The following is a 17,799-nucleotide window of genomic DNA, read 5'->3' on the forward strand; positions in this document are numbered from 1 at the left end:
AAACCTACTTCGCTAAATTCAGCTTGGCATCCTTGATATCATACAAAGCCCCTTTGTTGGTATCTACAAGCTTTTTCATTTGTTTGTTGGCTGGTCCATTTGCAGGCACGATTGCATTAAAAATAACGCCATTTTTCTGTAATTGCTCGTTGATTTCATCTACTGAAAAACGTGCTTTACCCAGATCTGTATTCTTATCATGAACTGGGGCATCTGTAATGAATATGATCGTTTTGGAATTAGAATTTTTGGGGAATTTACTTATAGCTAACTGAATAGCCTCTAATCCCGATTCCTTCAAATCCCCACCAGCGGAAGGGCTCAGCATATTCAAATTACCTTTTAACTTGTTTTTATCGGTCGTAAACTCCAAAAATTCTAAATCTTTATCTGCCTTCAGATTGATATCCCGAAATGCGACGACAGCAAATTGGGAACCTGCTGGAACGGAATCAACAAAGCCTCTCACCTTCTGTCTCACATAATCCAGCGTCCCTGTCATACTACTCGTAACATCTATGACGAACACAATATCCGTAGATTTGGAGAAGGTGGTGGATATCTTTTTTAGAATCGTTGGATTGGAATGTGATTCGGAAGCATCTTCATTTTCCTCCATTAATTGTTCACTTTCACTGGTTGTCAAAACCTGCGGTGGAGCATGAAAAATCACAACGCTCTGAGCTGCAATATTCCATTTTACCTTCGCACCCAGCGCCTCACTTACAAAGCGAATAGGAACCATTACTTTGCCATTAATGAGTCTCGGCGCCGCATTGAGACGCACTAATTTACCGTTGATATAGGCATCTCTGGAGCCTACAGTTAACTTAATCGTTGTATTTCCCTTGGTTGCAGTAACGGTCTTGGTAGCTCCATCCCATTTCACTTTCGCCCCAAGCGCCTCAAAAACGGCACGAAATGGCACCAGCATACTTCCGCTAATAGAGGTCGCAGGCTGCTCATATTGTTGCAGTTTCCCGTCTATAAACACCTCAACCTGCTGAGCCTTGTTATTATTTATGGGAACAAATTGGGGTACAGATGCTGCCGAATTTCCCGACTGATCGATCATTTTGATATAAAAGTAGTATCCACCCGTAGATAAATTCAGGTTACTCAATGGGTAGCTAAACGTTGTTTCCGGATCGAACTGAATCCGTTTAATTAATTGAGCATCCGCATTTTTGACCATAACGTATGAAGTGTACGTGGGTTGAATATTTTTCATTTTCAAACGAACCGAAAATGACGTACCTGAAGTGTTGATTGTAAATGTCCCCGGAAAATTTTCTCCAGACGGGATAGACAAAGGGATTTCCGGTGACTCATCCACCTCTTGGTCCACTTTAGGCTCCACGACAGGCTGGGTTACTTGAGGTTCAATGACTTTCGGTTCATCCACAGGTTGAGCAACCTCGGGTTCACTGGGAGTGGGAATCTCTTTTAGATTGGTCTCCACCTCAGGCTGCGTTACTTTCGGCTCCCCAGCAAGTGGAGTTACTGTAGATTCATCGACTGACTGCACAGTCCCTTCCATAGTTGTAACTATAGGAAACTCTATATGATTTTCTGATCCTGGCCCAGGTGCTGGTCGTGAATCTGCAATCGAAATTGTGGAGTTGGCATAATCGATCGTAAAGTCACCAGGAGGAATTTCAATATAGTTGCTATACAGACGAATTGGTGTATCAGGCTTAATCGTAAACGGGAGATCGAATTTAAACACTCTGTTTACTCCATTCCCATCATCAAGGGTAAGCTTAAGCTTATCTCCATCTCTGAATACTGTCGAATTGGCAGCATGAACACTTTCTGTACACAAAGTGAACAACCCTACGAGTATCGTTAAAAACGAAAGTAGGAACATCATTCTTTTGAGCTTCATTCTTATTTCCCCTTTTGAATCTATAGTCTTGTCGGTAAATCATAGCATAGGGTTAGATGAAGTTCATGCCATCTGATTACAGTTATGGATATGCGAACTCACTTTTTCCATCATTCGCGCTCTGTTCATCTGTTCAATGTTCATATGTATCTCCTTGGCCCGCTTCTTCAACGTGGCATACGTAATATGGCCGCCTTCAGTGCTTTAGTGCCTTCTTCGCTTTTCAAATAATCCGACGGTGTTTCGTTGCCGAGTGCGGGGACTTTTCGATCCATCCAAGTCAGCAAATATTCCCCCATATCGGGCAGCAGCACAATCTGAATCTCCTTGGGAATTTTACTTTCGACCACTTTTGCTCTTATAGCCGGATCTACCTGTGCATACCGCTCCTGATAGATCTGAACCATGTTGGCCCAGTTCTCTGGCTTAAACTCTTTCAAATATATGTCTCTCATCTACGAACCCTCCTTAGGGCCTCAGACAACGCTTTTCATGCTGGAGCAACCATTCTTTTCTCCATAGCCCTCCTGCATAGCCCGTTAGTTTCTGATTGGAACCGATAATTCGGTGACATGGAATCACAATGCTCAGCTTATTTTTTCCATTAGCACTGCCTACGGATCGGATCGCTTTTTCATTTCCAATAGCAAGAGCAATATCTTTATAAGCTGTCGTTTTACCGTACCCCACGGACACCAGAGCATTCCATACTTTTTGCTGAAAATCCGTACCTTCAAAGGCATAAGGAAACGTAAACTCAAAGCGCTCACCTTTAAAATACTCGTCAAGCTGGATAGCGCATTCCGCTAATACTTGGATTGGAACCTCTTCTATAGCCCTCGTTAAGAGCTCATTCCGATTAGAGAACATAATAGAATAGACAGCCTCATTTGTGCCCTGTATCTCTATCTCTCCAATCGGCGATACATACTTCAATACGTAAAGTTCACTCATAAAAGGATACGACCTCCTTCCTTTCCTATTCCTTACTCAACTTTCTATACTCACTAGGAGAACAATGGTTCAAGCTGCGAAACGCCTTATAGAAATGGGAGGGACTTTGGAAGCCCGTCTCATAGCAAATCTCAAGATTCGTAAGATTTGTACTTTTAAGAAGATAGGCTGCCTTATCTACTCTTATTTTTTCCAAATACGTACGCGGGGTTTCGGCGGTTTCCTGTTTAAAGATCCGATCCAAGTAAAAGGAGCTTATTCCGATATGGTCCGCAATATCCTGCAATACAAGTTTTTCCTTGTAATGATTGACCAAGAAGGTTACTACATTCTGCACAAGTCTGATATACGGCGAATGGTCTGTATGGGGCTGGCATCTTTTGCAAGCACGAAAACCCGCCTTTTCCACTTTGTCCAAATCAAAGTAAAACTCCACATTTATTTTCTTCGGCTTTTTGGATCGACAGGAAGGTCGGCAGTATATGCGGGTTGTTTTCACAGCAGTAAAAAACAACCCGTCATACTTACGATCACACGCTATAATTTTCTCCCACATTTCTTCAAAAGAAAGACTAAGGTTAGCCATGATCGAATGCTCAGTCCTTTCTATAGTTCATATTCATCTAGCTCAAGGATTTTGCAAAATCCTCATAAAAATGTGATGTATCTTGAAGCTCTATCAACTGTTCTGCATTCTTTTGCAAAGCAACTATTATCTTATCAGAAAATGCATTTCCAAAGCTAAACCGTTTAACTCCTAACTGCTGAAGCTGGTGGACATTCGTCAGACCCGGCAGGGATAAAACATTAAGCGGAGCATGTATATGAAACACAACTTCCCTGATCTCTTCATCACGCTTTAATCCTGGAACAAAAATTCCGCTCGCACCACTATCCACATACGCTTTGGCCCGCTCTATGGTCTCTGAAAGTGGGGCATCCATCTGCAAATATGTATCCGTTCTTGCGTTTATAAAAAACTTTTTAAACCCACGCGTATCCAATGCTGTTCTTATTTTGGACAACAGGTTACTGTGCAGGCCCACTTCTCGAAGTCCCTTTTTCGTTTTCAAAGAATCCTCAATATTAATCCCTGCAACTCCCACATCGGCTATCCTTAAAACATGCTCAACAATCGTTGCCGTATCCTCCCCATATCCTGCTTCAATATCTGCCGACACTGGAATCTGAACATGCTCAGCAATCGTCCGAATAATGCTTACATGCTGGTCAAAATCAATAAGCTCTCCATCTGAGAATCCAAGCGTATTGGCAATTCCCCAGCTCGTCGTACCTATCGCCTTAAAGCCTGCCTTCTCCAGAGCCACCGCAGATAGCATATCCCAGGCGTTCCCTAAAAATAAAAGTTCCTCTGATGTGTGAAGTGCATGAAACTGATGAATTTTGTTCATAAATATAGCCTCCTGATATGTGATGTAACTCATTTTATCAAGAGGCTATCTTTGTTTCGTCCTCATTCTTGCACTTATGATCTGTAGGAATCTAGGAACAACTAGGTCCATTTATTCACATATAAATCATAATTTTTGAAAAAAACGGTTATTTAAATGAGGGCTTCGACAACTCAAATGAAGCTAGTATAGAGCCATTATCCCTTACCAGCGAAGCAGCTACTAGCCAAGAAGCGGTTACAGCTATTGATCATGATGCTAATTTCTCACCTTCAACACTTCAGTTTCTGAAGGCTAATACAGGACTCGGCGGTGAGCAATGGGATAATATTATGAAGCTAGTGAACAAACCAGAGCAAGATTCTTTGAAATGGACTGAATTCTATGGATATGCTGAAGATATCGGCGATAATCGCGGATACACCATTGGTATCTTTGGAGCAACAACAGGCGGTTCAAATGATACGGGACCCGATGGTCCGGACTTATTCAAAGCTTTTGATGCTGCTAGTGGAGCTAGTAACCCTTCCATTGCAGGTGGATTAACACGTGCTGGCCTGAAGGGGAAAATGAGTGGTTCGATTCTAAAGCTCAGCGATAGCGATAGTGTTATCAAGAAGAAGATCAACGCTCTCCAAAACAATGAAGCTTGGAGAGAAGCCATGTGGCGTACGTTCTATGACACCTATATCGAATATAGTGTACAGCAAGCACAGAAACGCGGATTTAATACTGCTCTGACGATTGGATCATTTGTCGACACAGCACTCAATCAAGGCGCTACTGGTGATTCAGGTAGCCTTGAAGGAATCCTCTCACGTTCAGGCAGTAGTACGAATGAGAAGAAGTTCATGACTAGCTTCTATGCTAAGCGTACATTGGTTGTCGATACCAACGATTATAACCAACCTCCCAATGGTAAGAATCGTGTGAAACAATGGAGTTCTCTCTTAGCTTCTGGTGAAACAGATCTTAAGAACGCAGATGCAGCCGTGATCAAAGCAACGAATTGGGAACTGAAGTAAATACAATATACGTCATGAGGAGGACATATCGTATGCCCTCCTTTATCTATTTTCATGAACATTGAGTTGGCGATGACTGCTGACAACGTCCCATTCTCCCATACAGTTCCTCTCATCATTCGAGTATGTAGGTCGCGTGTACAAATAGAGAGACTGCCCCGGAAGCCCGAAAGTTGCAAGCTCCTGAAACAGTCTTGTAAAATGGTTTATGAAGTCGAATTAAGGCCGTTAGATGATTCGATAGCCAGATGGAAGTCTACCGCTACTGCGGATATTACGGATTTGCTGCAACGTCAGACGTTGATTGGTAGAGATAATAGATTCCACATCATTCCCGCGAATCAGATCATCCAGGTCGGCGATGTTGCGATTGCCTCTAAACACAAGGAAGTTACCTCTAAACCGCGTGCCAGCAAAGAGTACAAGTGTAGCATTGCTGCTAGTAGAAAAGAAACGCAGACTTTCGATGCCGTCGAGAATGTTATCGGTATTACGAATGCCTAGGTTTCCTCTGAATACTCTCCTGGAACCCCGAAAATTTTCTTCGTTGTAGACTGTAAGACGTGGATACGTTTGAGATACATATGCTTTGTTGTCCATGTTGTAATTCCTACTTTCAACTTTATCTTATGCTTCACCATCCGATTGGCGCGGGCCTCGCAGCATCCATCTAAAAATAGTTATGTGATTGAATAGAGCAGATGCAGACTTGAAAAAGGAACATATGTTCTGTATAATCTACCTTAGCAATTTGGAAAATTTTGAACTAACGGAGATGCGGACATGGACGATAAATTTATTGAGGAACTACGTGAAATTAGCAGAAACGACAAGCGAAGATCCGAATTTCTTATTAAGGGTATGAAGGAAACACTTCAGGAAAGAAAAGAAAAAAACTTTATCGAAAGATGGATTTGGCGACAAAAAAATAAGAAGCTTATAGCGCGGAAGTTTAAATCCTAGTAGATATAACAACTGAATCTTCATAGCTTCATAGCACTTTACAAGTGCTTAGGTCATAGCTCATTTTTAGGAGGTAGAGTCATGATTGAGCTACTAGTCCCAAACGACGATATATTAAATCAAAATCAATTTTTGGCTGATGAAGTTCGATACAATTTGATCCATCGAATTTGTGAGTCAGAAGGGTCAACATGCCTCAAAACGTCCGATAAAAATATGATCTTTGCTCAATCACCCGGACATAAGGCTTGGCTATGGATCTCACAACAAATCACAGATAATCATAAATTGACCTATATAGAAGAACTCTTACGTTATTTAAAAGGAACCACCCTATACCCCGCCTAATTGCGAAAGAAAGGTTTTGCCAGCGCAATGGTATCCGAGCTATGTTCCATTTTGGAAAATGAGCATTTAGTACCCATGCTATATGCAGATTTAAAAAATTCGGTTTCCAATCAAGTTTATAAAAATATCGGCTTTGAGGAAGGCGGCAAAATCACTGATATTGCGTTTGAATAAGCCTTCCTACTGCAAGAGAGCATGTTATTGCTCATTCAAATCAAAGAAGGCCGCAATGTCACCTTCATCACTGGGCCTCCTCTTCACTTATCTATACACTTTACTCCGTAACACCCACTTGTGTTTGAACTGAGGATCTTCGTGTAAGTAAATACGTAGCCACAATAGCGATACCAACCCCTGCTGCTCCAAACCAGGTGATGGAAGACAGCGAAACCTGACCAACAACTACACCGCCAATTCCGGCTCCGGCTGCCATAGCAAGCTGCATTGTAGATTGATTGAGACTCAGCATCACACCGGAAGATTCAGGCACAAGTGTGACCAGATTATATTGTTGAGTAGGTCCAGTTGTCCAGGCTGCGAACGACCAAAGGATCAATAAAGCAAATACTGCGATCAGGGAATGAGCGGCAAAAGGAAGCAAGAGTAAGGAAATACCGTGCAACACCATACCCCCTAATAATGTAAAGGGTATACCCTTTTTATCCGCACTGTACCCACCAATTTTTGATCCGATTAGACTGGCAATTCCGAAGGCGAGCAATACTGAGCTTAGCATATCCTCTCCTACACCTGATACATTCAGCAAATACGGTGAGATGTAAGTATACGCGAGTGAATAACCTCCTAGCCAAAAGAAGGTAATACCTAATCCCAAAGCAACTTCAGGCTTTTTCAGAAGAGCAAACTGTTGTAGTAAGGGGACTGGTCGATCTCCTTTTAAGCGGGGAATTGTCATAGATATAACAATTAGGGCAATAATCCCTGTCAACGCGATGCCGAGAAATACGGTTTTCCAGCCATATGCAGAAGATATCATTCTCCCAAGCGGCACCCCGATAATCAGCGAAGCTGTAAAACCCATAGTGACTGTAGCAATAGAACTGGCCTGCTTGCCGGCTGGGGCAATTTTTGCTGCAATGCTCAGTGCTGTAACCACGACCATCCCCGCCCCGAGGGCCATAAGAATACGCGCGGCGATAAACATTCCAAAACCCGGCAGAATAAAGGAGAGGACATTAGCTACTGCAAATAATCCGAGCGAACTCAAGAGCAGCTTGCGTCTGTCCCATTTAGCGGTTACTGCCATCAGAATCGGCGTGCCAATCGCGTAAGCAAGAGAAAAGACTGTAATCAGCTGGCCCGCTGCGGACACCGTAATCCCCATAGTTGTCGCAATTTGATCCAAAATGCCTGAGATAATGTACTCGGATGTGCCTACCAAAAAACTAACAATTGCCAAAATATACACTTTCCACGTGCTCTGCATTTTTAAATAACGCCTCTTTTCTTTTGATATTTTGATATTTTTATATTTTTACAAATATCGAAATTAAGACTAAAAAAATTTATGTTATTAGGAACGGGGCATATTTCTGCGCTGCTTCCACATCCAAGCTGTAATAAATAAACGTCCCCTCTTTACGGTATGTGAGCAACCCCGACTCTGCCATTTGCTTCAGATGGTGCGATAGCGTTGAAATAGCTACACTGTTCAGCTTCTCGCCCAGCACAGAGCAGCATTGGTCGCTTTCCTCTTTTAGCAGAAGTGCTATCTTGAGACGAGTCGGTTCTCCAAGTGCTTTATATATTTTTACAGCCTGCTGCATCTCTGTTGTATCTTTCACCCTGTTCGGCTCCCTTCTGTTCCAGTCTTAATTTCGATGTTTGTCGAAATAAAATTATCACAAACATTTGTAAAAGTAAATACGTTTATTATAAAGGTACAGCTATTTTACACTCTGTGGTGTAAATGATGTTCTTTCTCATCCGATAAATAACCCCCCATCCATAAAGGATGGAGGGAAAAATGATCTGAGTAGAGAGAGAGTCATGGATGCCATGGCGTTAATTCGGGCTTGCCGTGGGTCTGACAATAATTTCATTAACATCTACATCTGCTGGCTGCTCCATGGCATACAGAATGGAACGGGCAATGGCATCAGGCGAAATCGAAATACGACGGTACTCTTTCATTCCTTGCCGGGCCTCTTCATCTGAAATACTGTCAGCAAGCTCAGATTCGGTTACTCCTGGCGATACCAGCGTCACACGAATATCTCCCCCCACCTCCAAACGCAATCCTTCAGAGATCGCCCGAACCGCATACTTCGTTGCGCAATACACCGCTGCAGTTGGGGTTACACTATACGCGCCAATAGAGGCGATATTGATAAACTGACCAAATCCTTGCTTTTTCATAATCGGAAGCCCTGCCGCAATCCCATGCAGAACGCCCCGTATATTTACATCAATCATGCGATCCCATTCCTCTACCTTCAGGGCTTCTAATTTTGAAAGAGGCATCACTCCCGCATTGTTCAAAATGACATCCACACGCCCAAATGTTTTTTCCGCGTACTTAATGAACGCTTCCATCTGGTCCCTCTTAGTCACATCCAGTTGCTGATAATCAGCCGATCCACCTTTAGAACGAATCTCAGATGTCAGAGCCTCTAGTCGCTCTGTCCGTCTGGCCCCTAATATTACATGAGCCCCATGGTGAGCAAGTAAACGGGCAGTAGCTTCACCGATCCCACTGCTTGCCCCCGTAATAGCTACGACTTTCCCTTTAATATCCAACATTCTTATTCCTCCTCTAGTTAAAATATCACTGAAACAGATTACTTTTTTACTTCCCTGTAAAAAACCATCCCTGCATGATACAAAACACCATTTTTGAATACACCCTCTGCCGTAAATCCGGTGTCGTCCACATATTCGATATAGTCATCTTCTAAGATATAGCTGCCTGTATAGGCATTTTGTCTCTGACCCCGTGCTTCATCATAACGACCATTAGGCAAGAGTTCGTGACGGATATTTCCGTCTTCAGTTACCCACATCCCTATATAGGGATGCTGCGAAGCGTGTACACTTTTTTCCGCTTTGTTACTCTCCATGACTCCCACTCCTTTGCACTTCTATTTTTTTCTCAATTGCTCATTAGGTGTTGTATCTGCATCTTATTATGAGAGGAATGTCCACCAGCCCGGTAGAAGAATCAGAGCAAATTATTGCCTAATCCTCCAAAGACCCTTAATATGTAATAAACTACTGAAAATGAAAACGGGCTACGTTGCAAAGAAGGGATGTGTCATGATGGGGGCAACCAAAATAGAGGGTTCTACCCTGGAAAAACAAGCCGAATTGGCAAGGCTTATAGAACGATTTTCAAATCAGGACGGAGTTCTCACTACAGCCATACCTTCGCTTCATTTCGTCCGAAGTTCAAATACAACCGTTCCGATACATCAAGTCCATGAACCTGCCTTATGTATTGTGGCACAAGGCAGAAAAGTCGTGATGCTCGCAGAGGAAAGTTACCATTACGGCACATCCGATTACCTTGTTGTGTCGGTGGATTTGCCGATTTCCGGGCAGGTCATTCAAGCGTCAGCAGAAGCTCCTTATTTGTGCCTCCGGCTCAATTTTGATCCGCATCAGGTTTTGGACCTGATCAAGGAATCTGCTTTTCCCACAAGCCCAATGCCTGATTCCAGACGAGGCTTGTATGTAAGCCAAACTAACTCTCTACTGCTGGATGCCGTGGTAAGGCTAGTGCATCTTTTGGAAAACCCGCAAGATGTTCCGGTGCTGGCTCCATTAGTCATTCGTGAGATACTGTATAGGATTTTACAGGGGAATCAGGGGGAATCCTTAAAACAACTGGTCATGACCGGCAGCCATTCCAACCGGATCGCAGAAGTCATAAAGCGGATTAAGCAGGATTATGATAAGCCGTTACGTATTGAGGAATTGTCCAAACTAGCGAATATGAGTCCTTCGTCACTACATCGTCATTTTAAAGAGGTTACGGCTATGAGCCCAATGCAATATCAAAAACAATTACGTCTACAAGAGTCCCGCCGCCTGTTGTTATCTGAATCAGCGGATGCGGCAGATGTCGGTTTTCAGGTAGGTTACGAGAGTCCCTCACAATTCAGCCGCGAATACGCCCGCTTGTTCGGCCTGCCTCCAATTAGTGATATTAAACGCTTGCGCTCAGATCAGGATCACCAGACCACTTGAACCCATTGTTAGATGAACATCTGAAACCAATGGTTCTACTAACGTTTATCCCAATCATAAATGCCAGGATGTAAAAAACAGCACAAAACAGCCGCTCCTCCGGTAGAGACGCGGCTGTTCAATATATTCCTCTATACATGTGGTCATCACTATTTGAGCATCAATACGGATTATCCAGCTTGACGAACAAGGCTCGGATAACATCCTTCTCTGCCGTAGTAAGCTTTTGTCCTGCCTGCCATTGTTGAATCTCTTTCTTGACTTCCTTGGGTTCTCTATAGCTGAGAGCATACCCGATGCTTCCTATACCTTGTGTGCGGTTGGTTTTGTCCATATTTGCCAATGCTCGAGTCATCGCAGTTCTATCTCTTGTAAACAAATCTCCCATAAGACCAGCATAGCTTTCGCTTAAAGCTCCATCCAATCCGTCAGAAGCCTGAATCAGATTTGCAAAGCTTTCCGATGGAATAAAAGCGCGCTGCCTATACAGATATTCGATAATTTCCAGGCTTTGATGTTCTTTGATTTCGTTTATCTTTCCCCATTGGATTCCTGCTAAATGGTCCGTCATATGACGGACTTTTGCTTCATCACTGAGGGATGAATCTTTATAAAAGGACAGCACTAGCTCCTCTTTACTTTGCTGGGTGTGCTGAGTATTGGCTGCAGTTTGCTTGGACTCCCCATTGTTTGCCCCGGACGGCGCCGCAGTTTCAGCATCCTGTCCCACTGGATGGGGAGTGCACCCTATGGTTACAGCCAGCAATAGTGCAGTACAAGCTACAGAAACGAACCCATTACCTTTTAACATGAATCCACTCTCCTGTCTGAACAAACAGTGGTCGTTATAATTGCCCAAAATCCACTCATACCCTACTACTCATCACGCCCTACCGTAGGCTTACGGATCACTGAGACGCTCGATTCCCTCACGATCAGGCGAGGCTCGAATTGCACACGCTCATAATCCCCAGGTGTCTGTTCCTGAATCCGCTTGAGCAGCAGCTCCGCAGCCAACCGTGCCACCTCTTCTCCCATGATGGAAACTGAGCTGATCTGAGGGGTCGTTACCATAGCCCACAGATTGTTATCAATACCGACTACAGCAACCTCATCTGGCACTTTTACACCCAAATCCTTAAATCGATTGACGATCCCTATCGCCACCATATCGTTAACCGCATAAATAGCATCCGGCATATGTTTCAAGCTGTAAAAATAATCGGCAGCGCGCAGCCCTGTCTCAAAGGAGAAATCATCGCCAAAATAAACGAGTGAAGGGTCCACATGCTGGAGAGACTGCTCATAAGCGAAGTATCTTTCCTCGATTTTGTCCTTCGCAGCACCTGCATAGGCAATTCTTGTTCTGCCGATTTTAAGCAAATGCTCCATCACGAGTCTTCCCTCTTGCCGGGCCAGACTGACGATATCCGCTTTGACATCTTCGCCCAGCTTCTTGCCATAGTTAATAATGGACACGGGAACGCTGGCTTTGTTAATCAGATCTACCAACATTTTGGGATACGCCAGCGGCATAATGATGAGCCCGTCGACATGCAGCTTCTTGACCTCACGAACTGTTTCAAGCTCCATTCTGGCATTCCCGGCGGTATTGATTTGCACGACCCGGTAACCATGCTGCTTGGCAGCCTGCTCTACGGACCAAGCGATCTCTGGAATAATCGCGTTACGAATGTCTGGCACGGCCAGTGCGATTTGTCGTGTCTGACGAACTTTCAAGCTCTGAGCCGAGGTGTTGGGCGTAAACCCCATCTCTTCAATCACTTGCAAAATTAAGGCTTTCGTCCTCGGACTGATGCCCTCACTATCATTAATAGCTCTGGAGACAGTCGCTATACCGACTCCTGCCCGCTTGGCTACATCCTCTATGGTTACTTTCTTTTGATCTGTCACGCCCAAAATCCTTTCAAGAACGGAATCGTTTTCTGACTTTCTAAAATAAAGTCTTAATGTTGATATTATACCACAGAATGAGTGTCTAAAAATTGAAGTCGTTTTCTTCTTGTCTTTGCTTCACCTGAAAAATTCACAAAATTCCTTTGTATAAAAGTAACGAGCCAAATATAGCACTGTAGTCACAAGTGATTATATTCACAAAAAAATCAAGTGCTTTTTGTATTAAATTGGTTTGACAATGTGTAAAAATTGTGACATATTATCTTTCGGAAACGTTTCCTAATTCATTCACTTTTATAGAGGCAATGATCATATATTCGTCAAGGAGATGACAGACATGCAAGCATTGAGATGGCATGGAGTAAAAGACTTACGATTGGAAAACATTGAGCAGCCCGCTGCTCTGGCAGGAAAAGTAAAAATCAAAGTAGAATGGTGTGGCATTTGCGGAAGTGATCTTCACGAATATGTAGCAGGACCGATCTTCATTCCCCAAGATGCTCAGCATCCATTGACTGGCGAAAAAGCGCCGATCGTAATGGGACATGAATTCTCTGGACAAGTTGTCGAAATCGGCGAAGGTGTAACCAAGATTCAAGTTGGCGACCGTGTAGTTGTAGAACCGGTGTTTGCATGTGGAGAATGTGATGCATGTAAACAAGGCAAATATAATCTTTGCGATAAAATGGGCTTCCTCGGTCTGGCAGGCGGCGGTGGTGGATTTTCTGAATATGTCGCAGCTGACGAGCACATGGTTCACAAAATTCCAGAAAGCGTATCTTTCGAGCAAGGCGCATTGGTAGAGCCTTCGGCCGTTGCTTTATATGCTGTTCGTCAAAGCCAACTGAAAGTCGGCGACAAAGCTGTAGTATTTGGCGCTGGTCCTATCGGATTGCTGGTTATTGAAGCGTTGAAAGCTTCGGGCGCATCTGAGATTTATGCAGTAGAGCTTTCCGAGGAGCGTAAAGCTAAAGCTGAAGAGCTGGGTGCTATCGTGATTGATCCTAAAACTTATGATGTGGTGGAAGAACTGCACAAACGGACCAACGGCGGCGTAGATGTAGCCTATGAAGTCACTGGAGTACCTCCTGTGCTGACTCAAGCTATTGAATCTACTAAAATTAGTGGACAAATTATGATCGTCAGCATTTTTGAAAAAGAAGCTCCGATCAAGCCTAACAATATCGTTATGAAGGAACGCAATCTGACTGGTATTATCGGCTACCGTGATGTATTCCCAGCTGTTATCAGCCTGATGGAAAAAGGTTATTTCCCTGCCGACAAGCTGGTTACCAAACGCATTAAACTCGAAGAAGTGATTGAGCAAGGTTTTGAAGGTCTCCTGAAAGAGAAAAATCAGGTTAAAATCCTGGTATCTCCGCAAGCCTAATATCGAAAACAAACCAGATGTCTGCTCTATGCAGACATCTTTTTATAAAAAAACGCTCTCCTTCCTGCGACATGCTGTCGTCAAGATGAGTAGCGTTTTTTGATTACCATTTGGATTACTGAGTTACATTTTTCAAAACATCGTCGATCATTTGACTGTTTGCAATTGTACCTGTATACAACCAGCTAGAATCCTTACCAAAATCGTATACATGGCCTTCTTTAACGGCTGGAATTCCCGCCCATACAGGATCTTTTACAATATCTTCTTTACTTACGTTTTTGCTGTTCACGATAAAGATATAATCCGCATCCAGCTCGGCCAGCTTCTCCAGCGATAAATTACTCCAGTTCGCCTTAGCCGTTTTGGAAATCTCCTGTACGACTTGTGGAATCTTGAATCCCAAATCCTTATACAATACATCACCGCTGGATAGATTCTGGTTTACGACATACACATTTTTATCCGTTACCCACAATGCCGCCGCAGTTTTTTGTCCTACCGTCTGACTCAGCTTGGCTTTAGCCTCTGCTGCTTTTTTGTCGTAGTTGCTCAATGCCTGCTTCGCTTCACTGCTCTTATTCAGCACCTCACCCACGGTCAGCAGCTCTTGACGCCAATCATTGTTCATATTAGTGCCTACCACGTAGGTTGGAGCAATTTTAGAGTATTGATTATATTTGTCGCCTTCCACCATGCTCGCACTGTCCATAATGATCAAATCAGGCTTGAAGTTCAGAACCGCCTCAAACGGAAGATCTGAAGCAATGGTAGGAACGTCCTTCAGTTCTTTTTGCAGGTAACCTTGAACTGAATTTTTGCCTACCGACCATTGGGCTACGGGTTTAACACCTAGGGCCACTAGATGATCCTCCAGATAAGAAGCGATCACACGCTGAGGCTGAGCCGGAACCTTCACCTCATGCCCAAGTGCATCCTTCAGCACCCTTTCCTGTGATGTTGGTTCCGCTGATGTATTATTGTTCCCTTGGGAAGCGCCATCGGTTGCCGCAGGACTGGATGTGCCTGAGCACGCGCTGAGCAGCAGGGTAAAACTAAGCAATAAAATAAATGCCATGGAATGCTTTGCGTTTCTATTCATTCGTAAAATCCCTTCATCATGATTTTGATAATGATTATTATCCTCAATAACAGTATGCAGGGCGCCACTTGCCGAATCAATGGAACATTCGGACATGCTTAATGGATTATCCAGACTGGTATCTCTCACAAAAGCAGATGAATATAGGCTGTCCCGGTAATGAACCGGGGATACACCCGTATATTTTTTGAATGCCCGGCTAAAGAAATAGACATCCGGGTACCCCACACTGACAGCGATATCCTGTAAAGTAGCATCCGTCTTCCGCAAAAGCTCCTTAGCCTTGTCCATTCGCAGTTGAATCAAGTACATAATCGGGCTACAATCCGTTTGTTTTTTAAATAACCGAGTCAGATGTCTCGGACTGCATTCCAACAATCCGGCCAAACGTTCGAGCGTTATGGACTCCGCGTAATGATCCTGCATAAATCGAATCGCCTGTGTCACGATATCCCGCGCAGAAGTTCGAGCCTTCGGTTCTTGCAATTGCCGCATACATTCATATGCAAAATCATAGAACCGACCCTGAGCCTGAATCTTGGATAGCGCCTCATGATCCTGCCATGCGTACTCCAGTAGTTGCAGCTTTTGGTACAGTATAACCGGATAAGGCGGTACAAAACCATGAGCTATCGAAGGATGATTATACATCGTGTGTCCCGATAGAGAAGTCGCTTTATATAGTACAAGGATATATTCTATCCCGTATTGCGAGGGTTTCATATTCAGTTCAAAGCCTTTGCTGCCATGCAGTACGTACCCTGAATGTGGCGTATTCTTCCAATCACCATCCAAACGCACGCTACCCTGCAATACAAATACAAAAGCCTGCGCTGGAAGACGATACGGTTGAAGCAACGCTTCCGGCTCCAGTCGAATATGCCGGACATCCATGACACGGATCGACGAATGAAGCCATAGGGACAGCAGTTTGTTTAACTCATCAGCTTCATGTCCCTTGCTCATCCCGGTATGGGAACCTGCCTGCTTTTGTCGATCCTGCTTCACGTATCAAAGCCTCCGCTTCATAAATATCATACTTTTTTTCCACACCAACCTTATTATATATCATCTTTTACTGCGTCTACCATGAGACAAATATTCCTGCACGAAACAAGGTGAATATACCATTTCCATGGTACAATTTGTATAAATACAAGATTTAAAATACATAGGGGGTTTGACAGCATGAGCGGTCCCAACATTGCATTGAGTACAGGAGCTAATGCACCATTCGGTAAGGAAGATACGGTGCGGGTCACCATTACATGGAAGCATGCACCTGCCGAACTGGATGTTAGCTGTTTTATGGTAGGAGCAGACGGAAAGGTTTCCTCAGATGACTATTTCATTTTTTACAATCAACCCGCTGACCCGCACGGCCATGTACGGTTACAGCGTCCAAATGACAGAACCACTGAGTTTACTGTAGCGCTCCAGGAACTGGAACGAACCGGAGTGGAAAAATGTGTGTTTGCGGCCACACTGGACGGCCCGGGTACTTTTGCCGATGTGGTCGGCTGCTCACTTACTGCTCAAGGCAAGCAATCCCATATCACCTACAGTATCACCGAAGCCACCAAAGAAACGTCACTCGTATTCGCTGAAATATACCGCCATACGTCTGGCTTCAAGCTTCGCGCAGTTGGGCGTGGTTTCAATGGAGGACTAAAGCCGCTCGCCGAAGCTCATGGTGTCACCGTAGAGGAAACGGAATCACCAGCAGCACCGTCAGCGGATAAAGCCGGCGTGAAGGAGCCTTCTCCTGTGAATGGAAGGATTAATCTGCTTAAACAGAAGGTACAAATTTCACTCCAAAAGAAGCAGATAGACCGTGAAAAAGCACGAGTAGCGGTTGTATTAGATGCTTCTGCTTCCATGGCGAAACTGTACTCTAAGGGAACCGTGCAAAAAGCCTTCGAACGTGTTCTGGCTGTATCGGCCTGCATGGATGACGATGGTGAAATGGATGTATGGTTTTTTGCGGACAAAGCCAAACGTGCTCCAAGCGTCACGGAACGGGATTACGAGAATTACGTAAAACGAAATTTCCCAGAAATCGGATACGGAAATATAGGATTTGGTAACAATGAGCCTGAAGTAATAGAGGATATTATTTTAAAATATACAAAAGAGGTACCCAATGAAACAATCCCGACCTACATTATCTTTTTCAGTGACGGTGGCGTATATGAAACGAAAAAAATATCAAAATTGCTGATCAAGTACTCGAAAACTCCTATTTTCTGGCAATTTGTTGGTCTTGGTAATGCTGATTTCGGAGTCCTTCAAAAGTTGGATAATCTGCGCGGTCGCGTAGTGGATAATGCAGATTTCTTTGCCTTGGATGACATTGAGTCCGTGACAGACGCAGAATTGTACGACCGTCTGCTGAATGAGTTTCCTGGTTGGCTCAAGCAAGTGCGGGCTAAAGGAATATTGCGGAGCTAATCCTTCACCGCAATGCGATACTCCTACATGATCACTTAAATATCCGCCGAGCAGAACAATAAAGGCAGAATGACCGCAGATAGAGCAATCATCAGCGCCAGCATTTTGCCTCTGTTTTCCTCGGTTTTCTTCAGTTTGTC

19 protein-coding genes are annotated in these 17,799 nt (G+C 43.9%); 6 read left to right on the forward strand and 13 right to left on the reverse strand.

The window, feature by feature from the left end:
* Window positions 1–4: 4 nt before the first annotated feature.
* The 5 genes from BM358_RS19010 to BM358_RS19030 all read right to left on the reverse strand — a co-directional run bounded on the left by BM358_RS19010 (window position 5) and on the right by BM358_RS19030 (window position 4,254).
* Window positions 5–1,888 carry a stalk domain-containing protein gene (locus tag BM358_RS19010; protein ID WP_028542255.1) on the reverse strand — a complete coding sequence of 628 codons (1,884 nt, stop codon included), beginning with the start codon at window positions 1,886–1,888 and terminating at the stop codon, window positions 5–7.
* A 167-nt stretch (window positions 1,889–2,055) separates the two neighbouring features.
* Window positions 2,056–2,343: an antitoxin Xre/MbcA/ParS toxin-binding domain-containing protein gene (locus BM358_RS19015; RefSeq protein ID WP_023989726.1), complete on the reverse strand. Its 288-nt coding sequence runs from the start codon at window positions 2,341–2,343 to the stop codon at window positions 2,056–2,058.
* Window positions 2,344–2,356: 13 nt separating this feature from the next.
* Window positions 2,357–2,842 (reverse strand): methylated-DNA--[protein]-cysteine S-methyltransferase, encoded by a 486-nt coding sequence (locus BM358_RS19020; protein ID WP_028542254.1) that lies wholly within the window; start codon window positions 2,840–2,842, stop codon window positions 2,357–2,359.
* 25 nt (window positions 2,843–2,867) lie between these two features.
* Window positions 2,868–3,428: a bifunctional transcriptional activator/DNA repair enzyme AdaA gene (locus BM358_RS19025; protein WP_023989728.1), complete on the reverse strand. Its 561-nt coding sequence runs from the start codon at window positions 3,426–3,428 to the stop codon at window positions 2,868–2,870.
* Window positions 3,429–3,465: 37 nt separating this feature from the next.
* On the reverse strand, window positions 3,466–4,254 hold the full coding sequence (locus BM358_RS19030; RefSeq protein ID WP_028542253.1) for an isocitrate lyase/PEP mutase family protein: 789 nt from the start codon (window positions 4,252–4,254) through the stop codon (window positions 3,466–3,468).
* A 332-nt stretch (window positions 4,255–4,586) separates the two neighbouring features.
* Between BM358_RS19030 and BM358_RS19035 the strand changes: the two genes are divergently transcribed.
* Window positions 4,587–5,279, forward strand: coding sequence for a chitosanase (locus tag BM358_RS19035; protein ID WP_226887739.1), 693 nt, complete (start codon window positions 4,587–4,589; stop codon window positions 5,277–5,279).
* A gap of 228 nt (window positions 5,280–5,507) precedes the next feature.
* On the opposite strand, the gene BM358_RS19040 is transcribed toward BM358_RS19035, so the two are convergent.
* The gene (locus BM358_RS19040) at window positions 5,508–5,879 is read right to left on the reverse strand and encodes a hypothetical protein (RefSeq protein ID WP_081819230.1); all 372 of its coding nucleotides are present in this window, start codon (window positions 5,877–5,879) and stop codon (window positions 5,508–5,510) included.
* Window positions 5,880–6,323: 444 nt separating this feature from the next.
* Here BM358_RS19040 and BM358_RS26960 point away from each other — a divergent pair, with 444 nt between their 5' ends.
* Window positions 6,324–6,590, forward strand: coding sequence for a hypothetical protein (locus BM358_RS26960; protein ID WP_231517237.1), 267 nt, complete (start codon window positions 6,324–6,326; stop codon window positions 6,588–6,590).
* Window positions 6,591–6,764, forward strand: a complete 174-nt coding sequence (locus BM358_RS26965; protein ID WP_238808085.1) for a GNAT family N-acetyltransferase — start codon at window positions 6,591–6,593, stop codon at window positions 6,762–6,764.
* Between the two features lie 100 nt (window positions 6,765–6,864).
* Here the strand turns inward: BM358_RS26965 and BM358_RS19055 are convergent, their stop codons facing one another.
* From BM358_RS19055 to BM358_RS19070, 4 genes are all read right to left on the reverse strand, one after another.
* On the reverse strand, window positions 6,865–8,037 hold the full coding sequence (locus BM358_RS19055; RefSeq protein ID WP_028542251.1) for an MFS transporter: 1,173 nt from the start codon (window positions 8,035–8,037) through the stop codon (window positions 6,865–6,867).
* Between the two features lie 79 nt (window positions 8,038–8,116).
* A complete protein-coding gene (locus tag BM358_RS19060; protein ID WP_013311367.1) occupies window positions 8,117–8,395 on the reverse strand; it encodes an ArsR/SmtB family transcription factor in 279 nt (92 codons plus the stop codon).
* 220 nt (window positions 8,396–8,615) lie between these two features.
* Window positions 8,616–9,353 carry an SDR family oxidoreductase gene (locus BM358_RS19065; protein WP_028542250.1) on the reverse strand — a complete coding sequence of 246 codons (738 nt, stop codon included), beginning with the start codon at window positions 9,351–9,353 and terminating at the stop codon, window positions 8,616–8,618.
* Window positions 9,354–9,391: 38 nt separating this feature from the next.
* A complete protein-coding gene (locus BM358_RS19070) occupies window positions 9,392–9,670 on the reverse strand; it encodes an Atu4866 domain-containing protein (protein WP_028542249.1) in 279 nt (92 codons plus the stop codon).
* 199 nt (window positions 9,671–9,869) lie between these two features.
* On the opposite strand from BM358_RS19070, the gene BM358_RS19075 reads away from it, so the two are divergent.
* Complete coding sequence (locus BM358_RS19075) at window positions 9,870–10,799, forward strand: AraC family transcriptional regulator (RefSeq protein ID WP_028542248.1); 930 nt, start codon at window positions 9,870–9,872, stop codon at window positions 10,797–10,799.
* A gap of 160 nt (window positions 10,800–10,959) precedes the next feature.
* Here BM358_RS19075 and BM358_RS19080 read toward each other — a convergent pair whose 3' ends face one another.
* Both BM358_RS19080 and BM358_RS19085 read right to left on the reverse strand, forming a co-directional pair.
* On the reverse strand, window positions 10,960–11,610 hold the full coding sequence (locus BM358_RS19080; RefSeq protein ID WP_028542247.1) for a hypothetical protein: 651 nt from the start codon (window positions 11,608–11,610) through the stop codon (window positions 10,960–10,962).
* A gap of 65 nt (window positions 11,611–11,675) precedes the next feature.
* Complete coding sequence (locus tag BM358_RS19085) at window positions 11,676–12,713, reverse strand: LacI family DNA-binding transcriptional regulator (RefSeq protein WP_023989739.1); 1,038 nt, start codon at window positions 12,711–12,713, stop codon at window positions 11,676–11,678.
* Between the two features lie 340 nt (window positions 12,714–13,053).
* On the opposite strand from BM358_RS19085, the gene BM358_RS19090 reads away from it, so the two are divergent.
* On the forward strand, window positions 13,054–14,106 hold the full coding sequence (locus BM358_RS19090; protein ID WP_028542246.1) for a 2,3-butanediol dehydrogenase: 1,053 nt from the start codon (window positions 13,054–13,056) through the stop codon (window positions 14,104–14,106).
* A 115-nt stretch (window positions 14,107–14,221) separates the two neighbouring features.
* Here the strand turns inward: BM358_RS19090 and BM358_RS19095 are convergent, their stop codons facing one another.
* Complete coding sequence (locus tag BM358_RS19095; protein ID WP_081819229.1) at window positions 14,222–16,216, reverse strand: AraC family transcriptional regulator; 1,995 nt, start codon at window positions 16,214–16,216, stop codon at window positions 14,222–14,224.
* A 180-nt stretch (window positions 16,217–16,396) separates the two neighbouring features.
* Between BM358_RS19095 and BM358_RS19100 the strand changes: the two genes are divergently transcribed.
* On the forward strand, window positions 16,397–17,659 hold the full coding sequence (locus BM358_RS19100) for a VWA domain-containing protein (RefSeq protein ID WP_028542244.1): 1,263 nt from the start codon (window positions 16,397–16,399) through the stop codon (window positions 17,657–17,659).
* Window positions 17,660–17,799 lie beyond the last annotated feature (140 nt).

The organism is Paenibacillus sp. cl130 (assembly GCF_900116035.1).
Taxonomy (GTDB): Bacteria; Bacillota; Bacilli; order Paenibacillales; family Paenibacillaceae; genus Paenibacillus; species Paenibacillus polymyxa_B.

What these genes read in the sequence shown, in the direction of transcription:
- BM358_RS19090 (WP_028542246.1), top strand. Translation starts at nt 13,054, where the DNA reads ATGCAAGCATTGAGATGGCATGGAGTAAAAGACTTACGATTGGAAAAC.
- BM358_RS19075 (WP_028542248.1), top strand. Translation starts at nt 9,870, where the DNA reads ATGGGGGCAACCAAAATAGAGGGTTCTACCCTGGAAAAACAAGCCGAA.
- BM358_RS19035 (WP_226887739.1), top strand. Translation starts at nt 4,587, where the DNA reads ATGAAGCTAGTGAACAAACCAGAGCAAGATTCTTTGAAATGGACTGAA.
- BM358_RS26960 (WP_231517237.1), top strand. Translation starts at nt 6,324, where the DNA reads ATGATTGAGCTACTAGTCCCAAACGACGATATATTAAATCAAAATCAA.
- BM358_RS19100 (WP_028542244.1), top strand. Translation starts at nt 16,397, where the DNA reads ATGAGCGGTCCCAACATTGCATTGAGTACAGGAGCTAATGCACCATTC.
- BM358_RS19015 (WP_023989726.1), bottom strand. Translation starts at nt 2,343, where the DNA reads ATGAGAGACATATATTTGAAAGAGTTTAAGCCAGAGAACTGGGCCAAC.
- BM358_RS19065 (WP_028542250.1), bottom strand. Translation starts at nt 9,353, where the DNA reads ATGTTGGATATTAAAGGGAAAGTCGTAGCTATTACGGGGGCAAGCAGT.
- BM358_RS19080 (WP_028542247.1), bottom strand. Translation starts at nt 11,610, where the DNA reads ATGTTAAAAGGTAATGGGTTCGTTTCTGTAGCTTGTACTGCACTATTG.
- BM358_RS19055 (WP_028542251.1), bottom strand. Translation starts at nt 8,037, where the DNA reads ATGCAGAGCACGTGGAAAGTGTATATTTTGGCAATTGTTAGTTTTTTG.
- BM358_RS19020 (WP_028542254.1), bottom strand. Translation starts at nt 2,842, where the DNA reads ATGAGTGAACTTTACGTATTGAAGTATGTATCGCCGATTGGAGAGATA.
- BM358_RS19040 (WP_081819230.1), bottom strand. Translation starts at nt 5,879, where the DNA reads ATGGACAACAAAGCATATGTATCTCAAACGTATCCACGTCTTACAGTC.
- BM358_RS19030 (WP_028542253.1), bottom strand. Translation starts at nt 4,254, where the DNA reads ATGAACAAAATTCATCAGTTTCATGCACTTCACACATCAGAGGAACTT.
- BM358_RS19025 (WP_023989728.1), bottom strand. Translation starts at nt 3,428, where the DNA reads ATGGCTAACCTTAGTCTTTCTTTTGAAGAAATGTGGGAGAAAATTATA.
- BM358_RS19010 (WP_028542255.1), bottom strand. Translation starts at nt 1,888, where the DNA reads ATGAAGCTCAAAAGAATGATGTTCCTACTTTCGTTTTTAACGATACTC.
- BM358_RS19070 (WP_028542249.1), bottom strand. Translation starts at nt 9,670, where the DNA reads ATGGAGAGTAACAAAGCGGAAAAAAGTGTACACGCTTCGCAGCATCCC.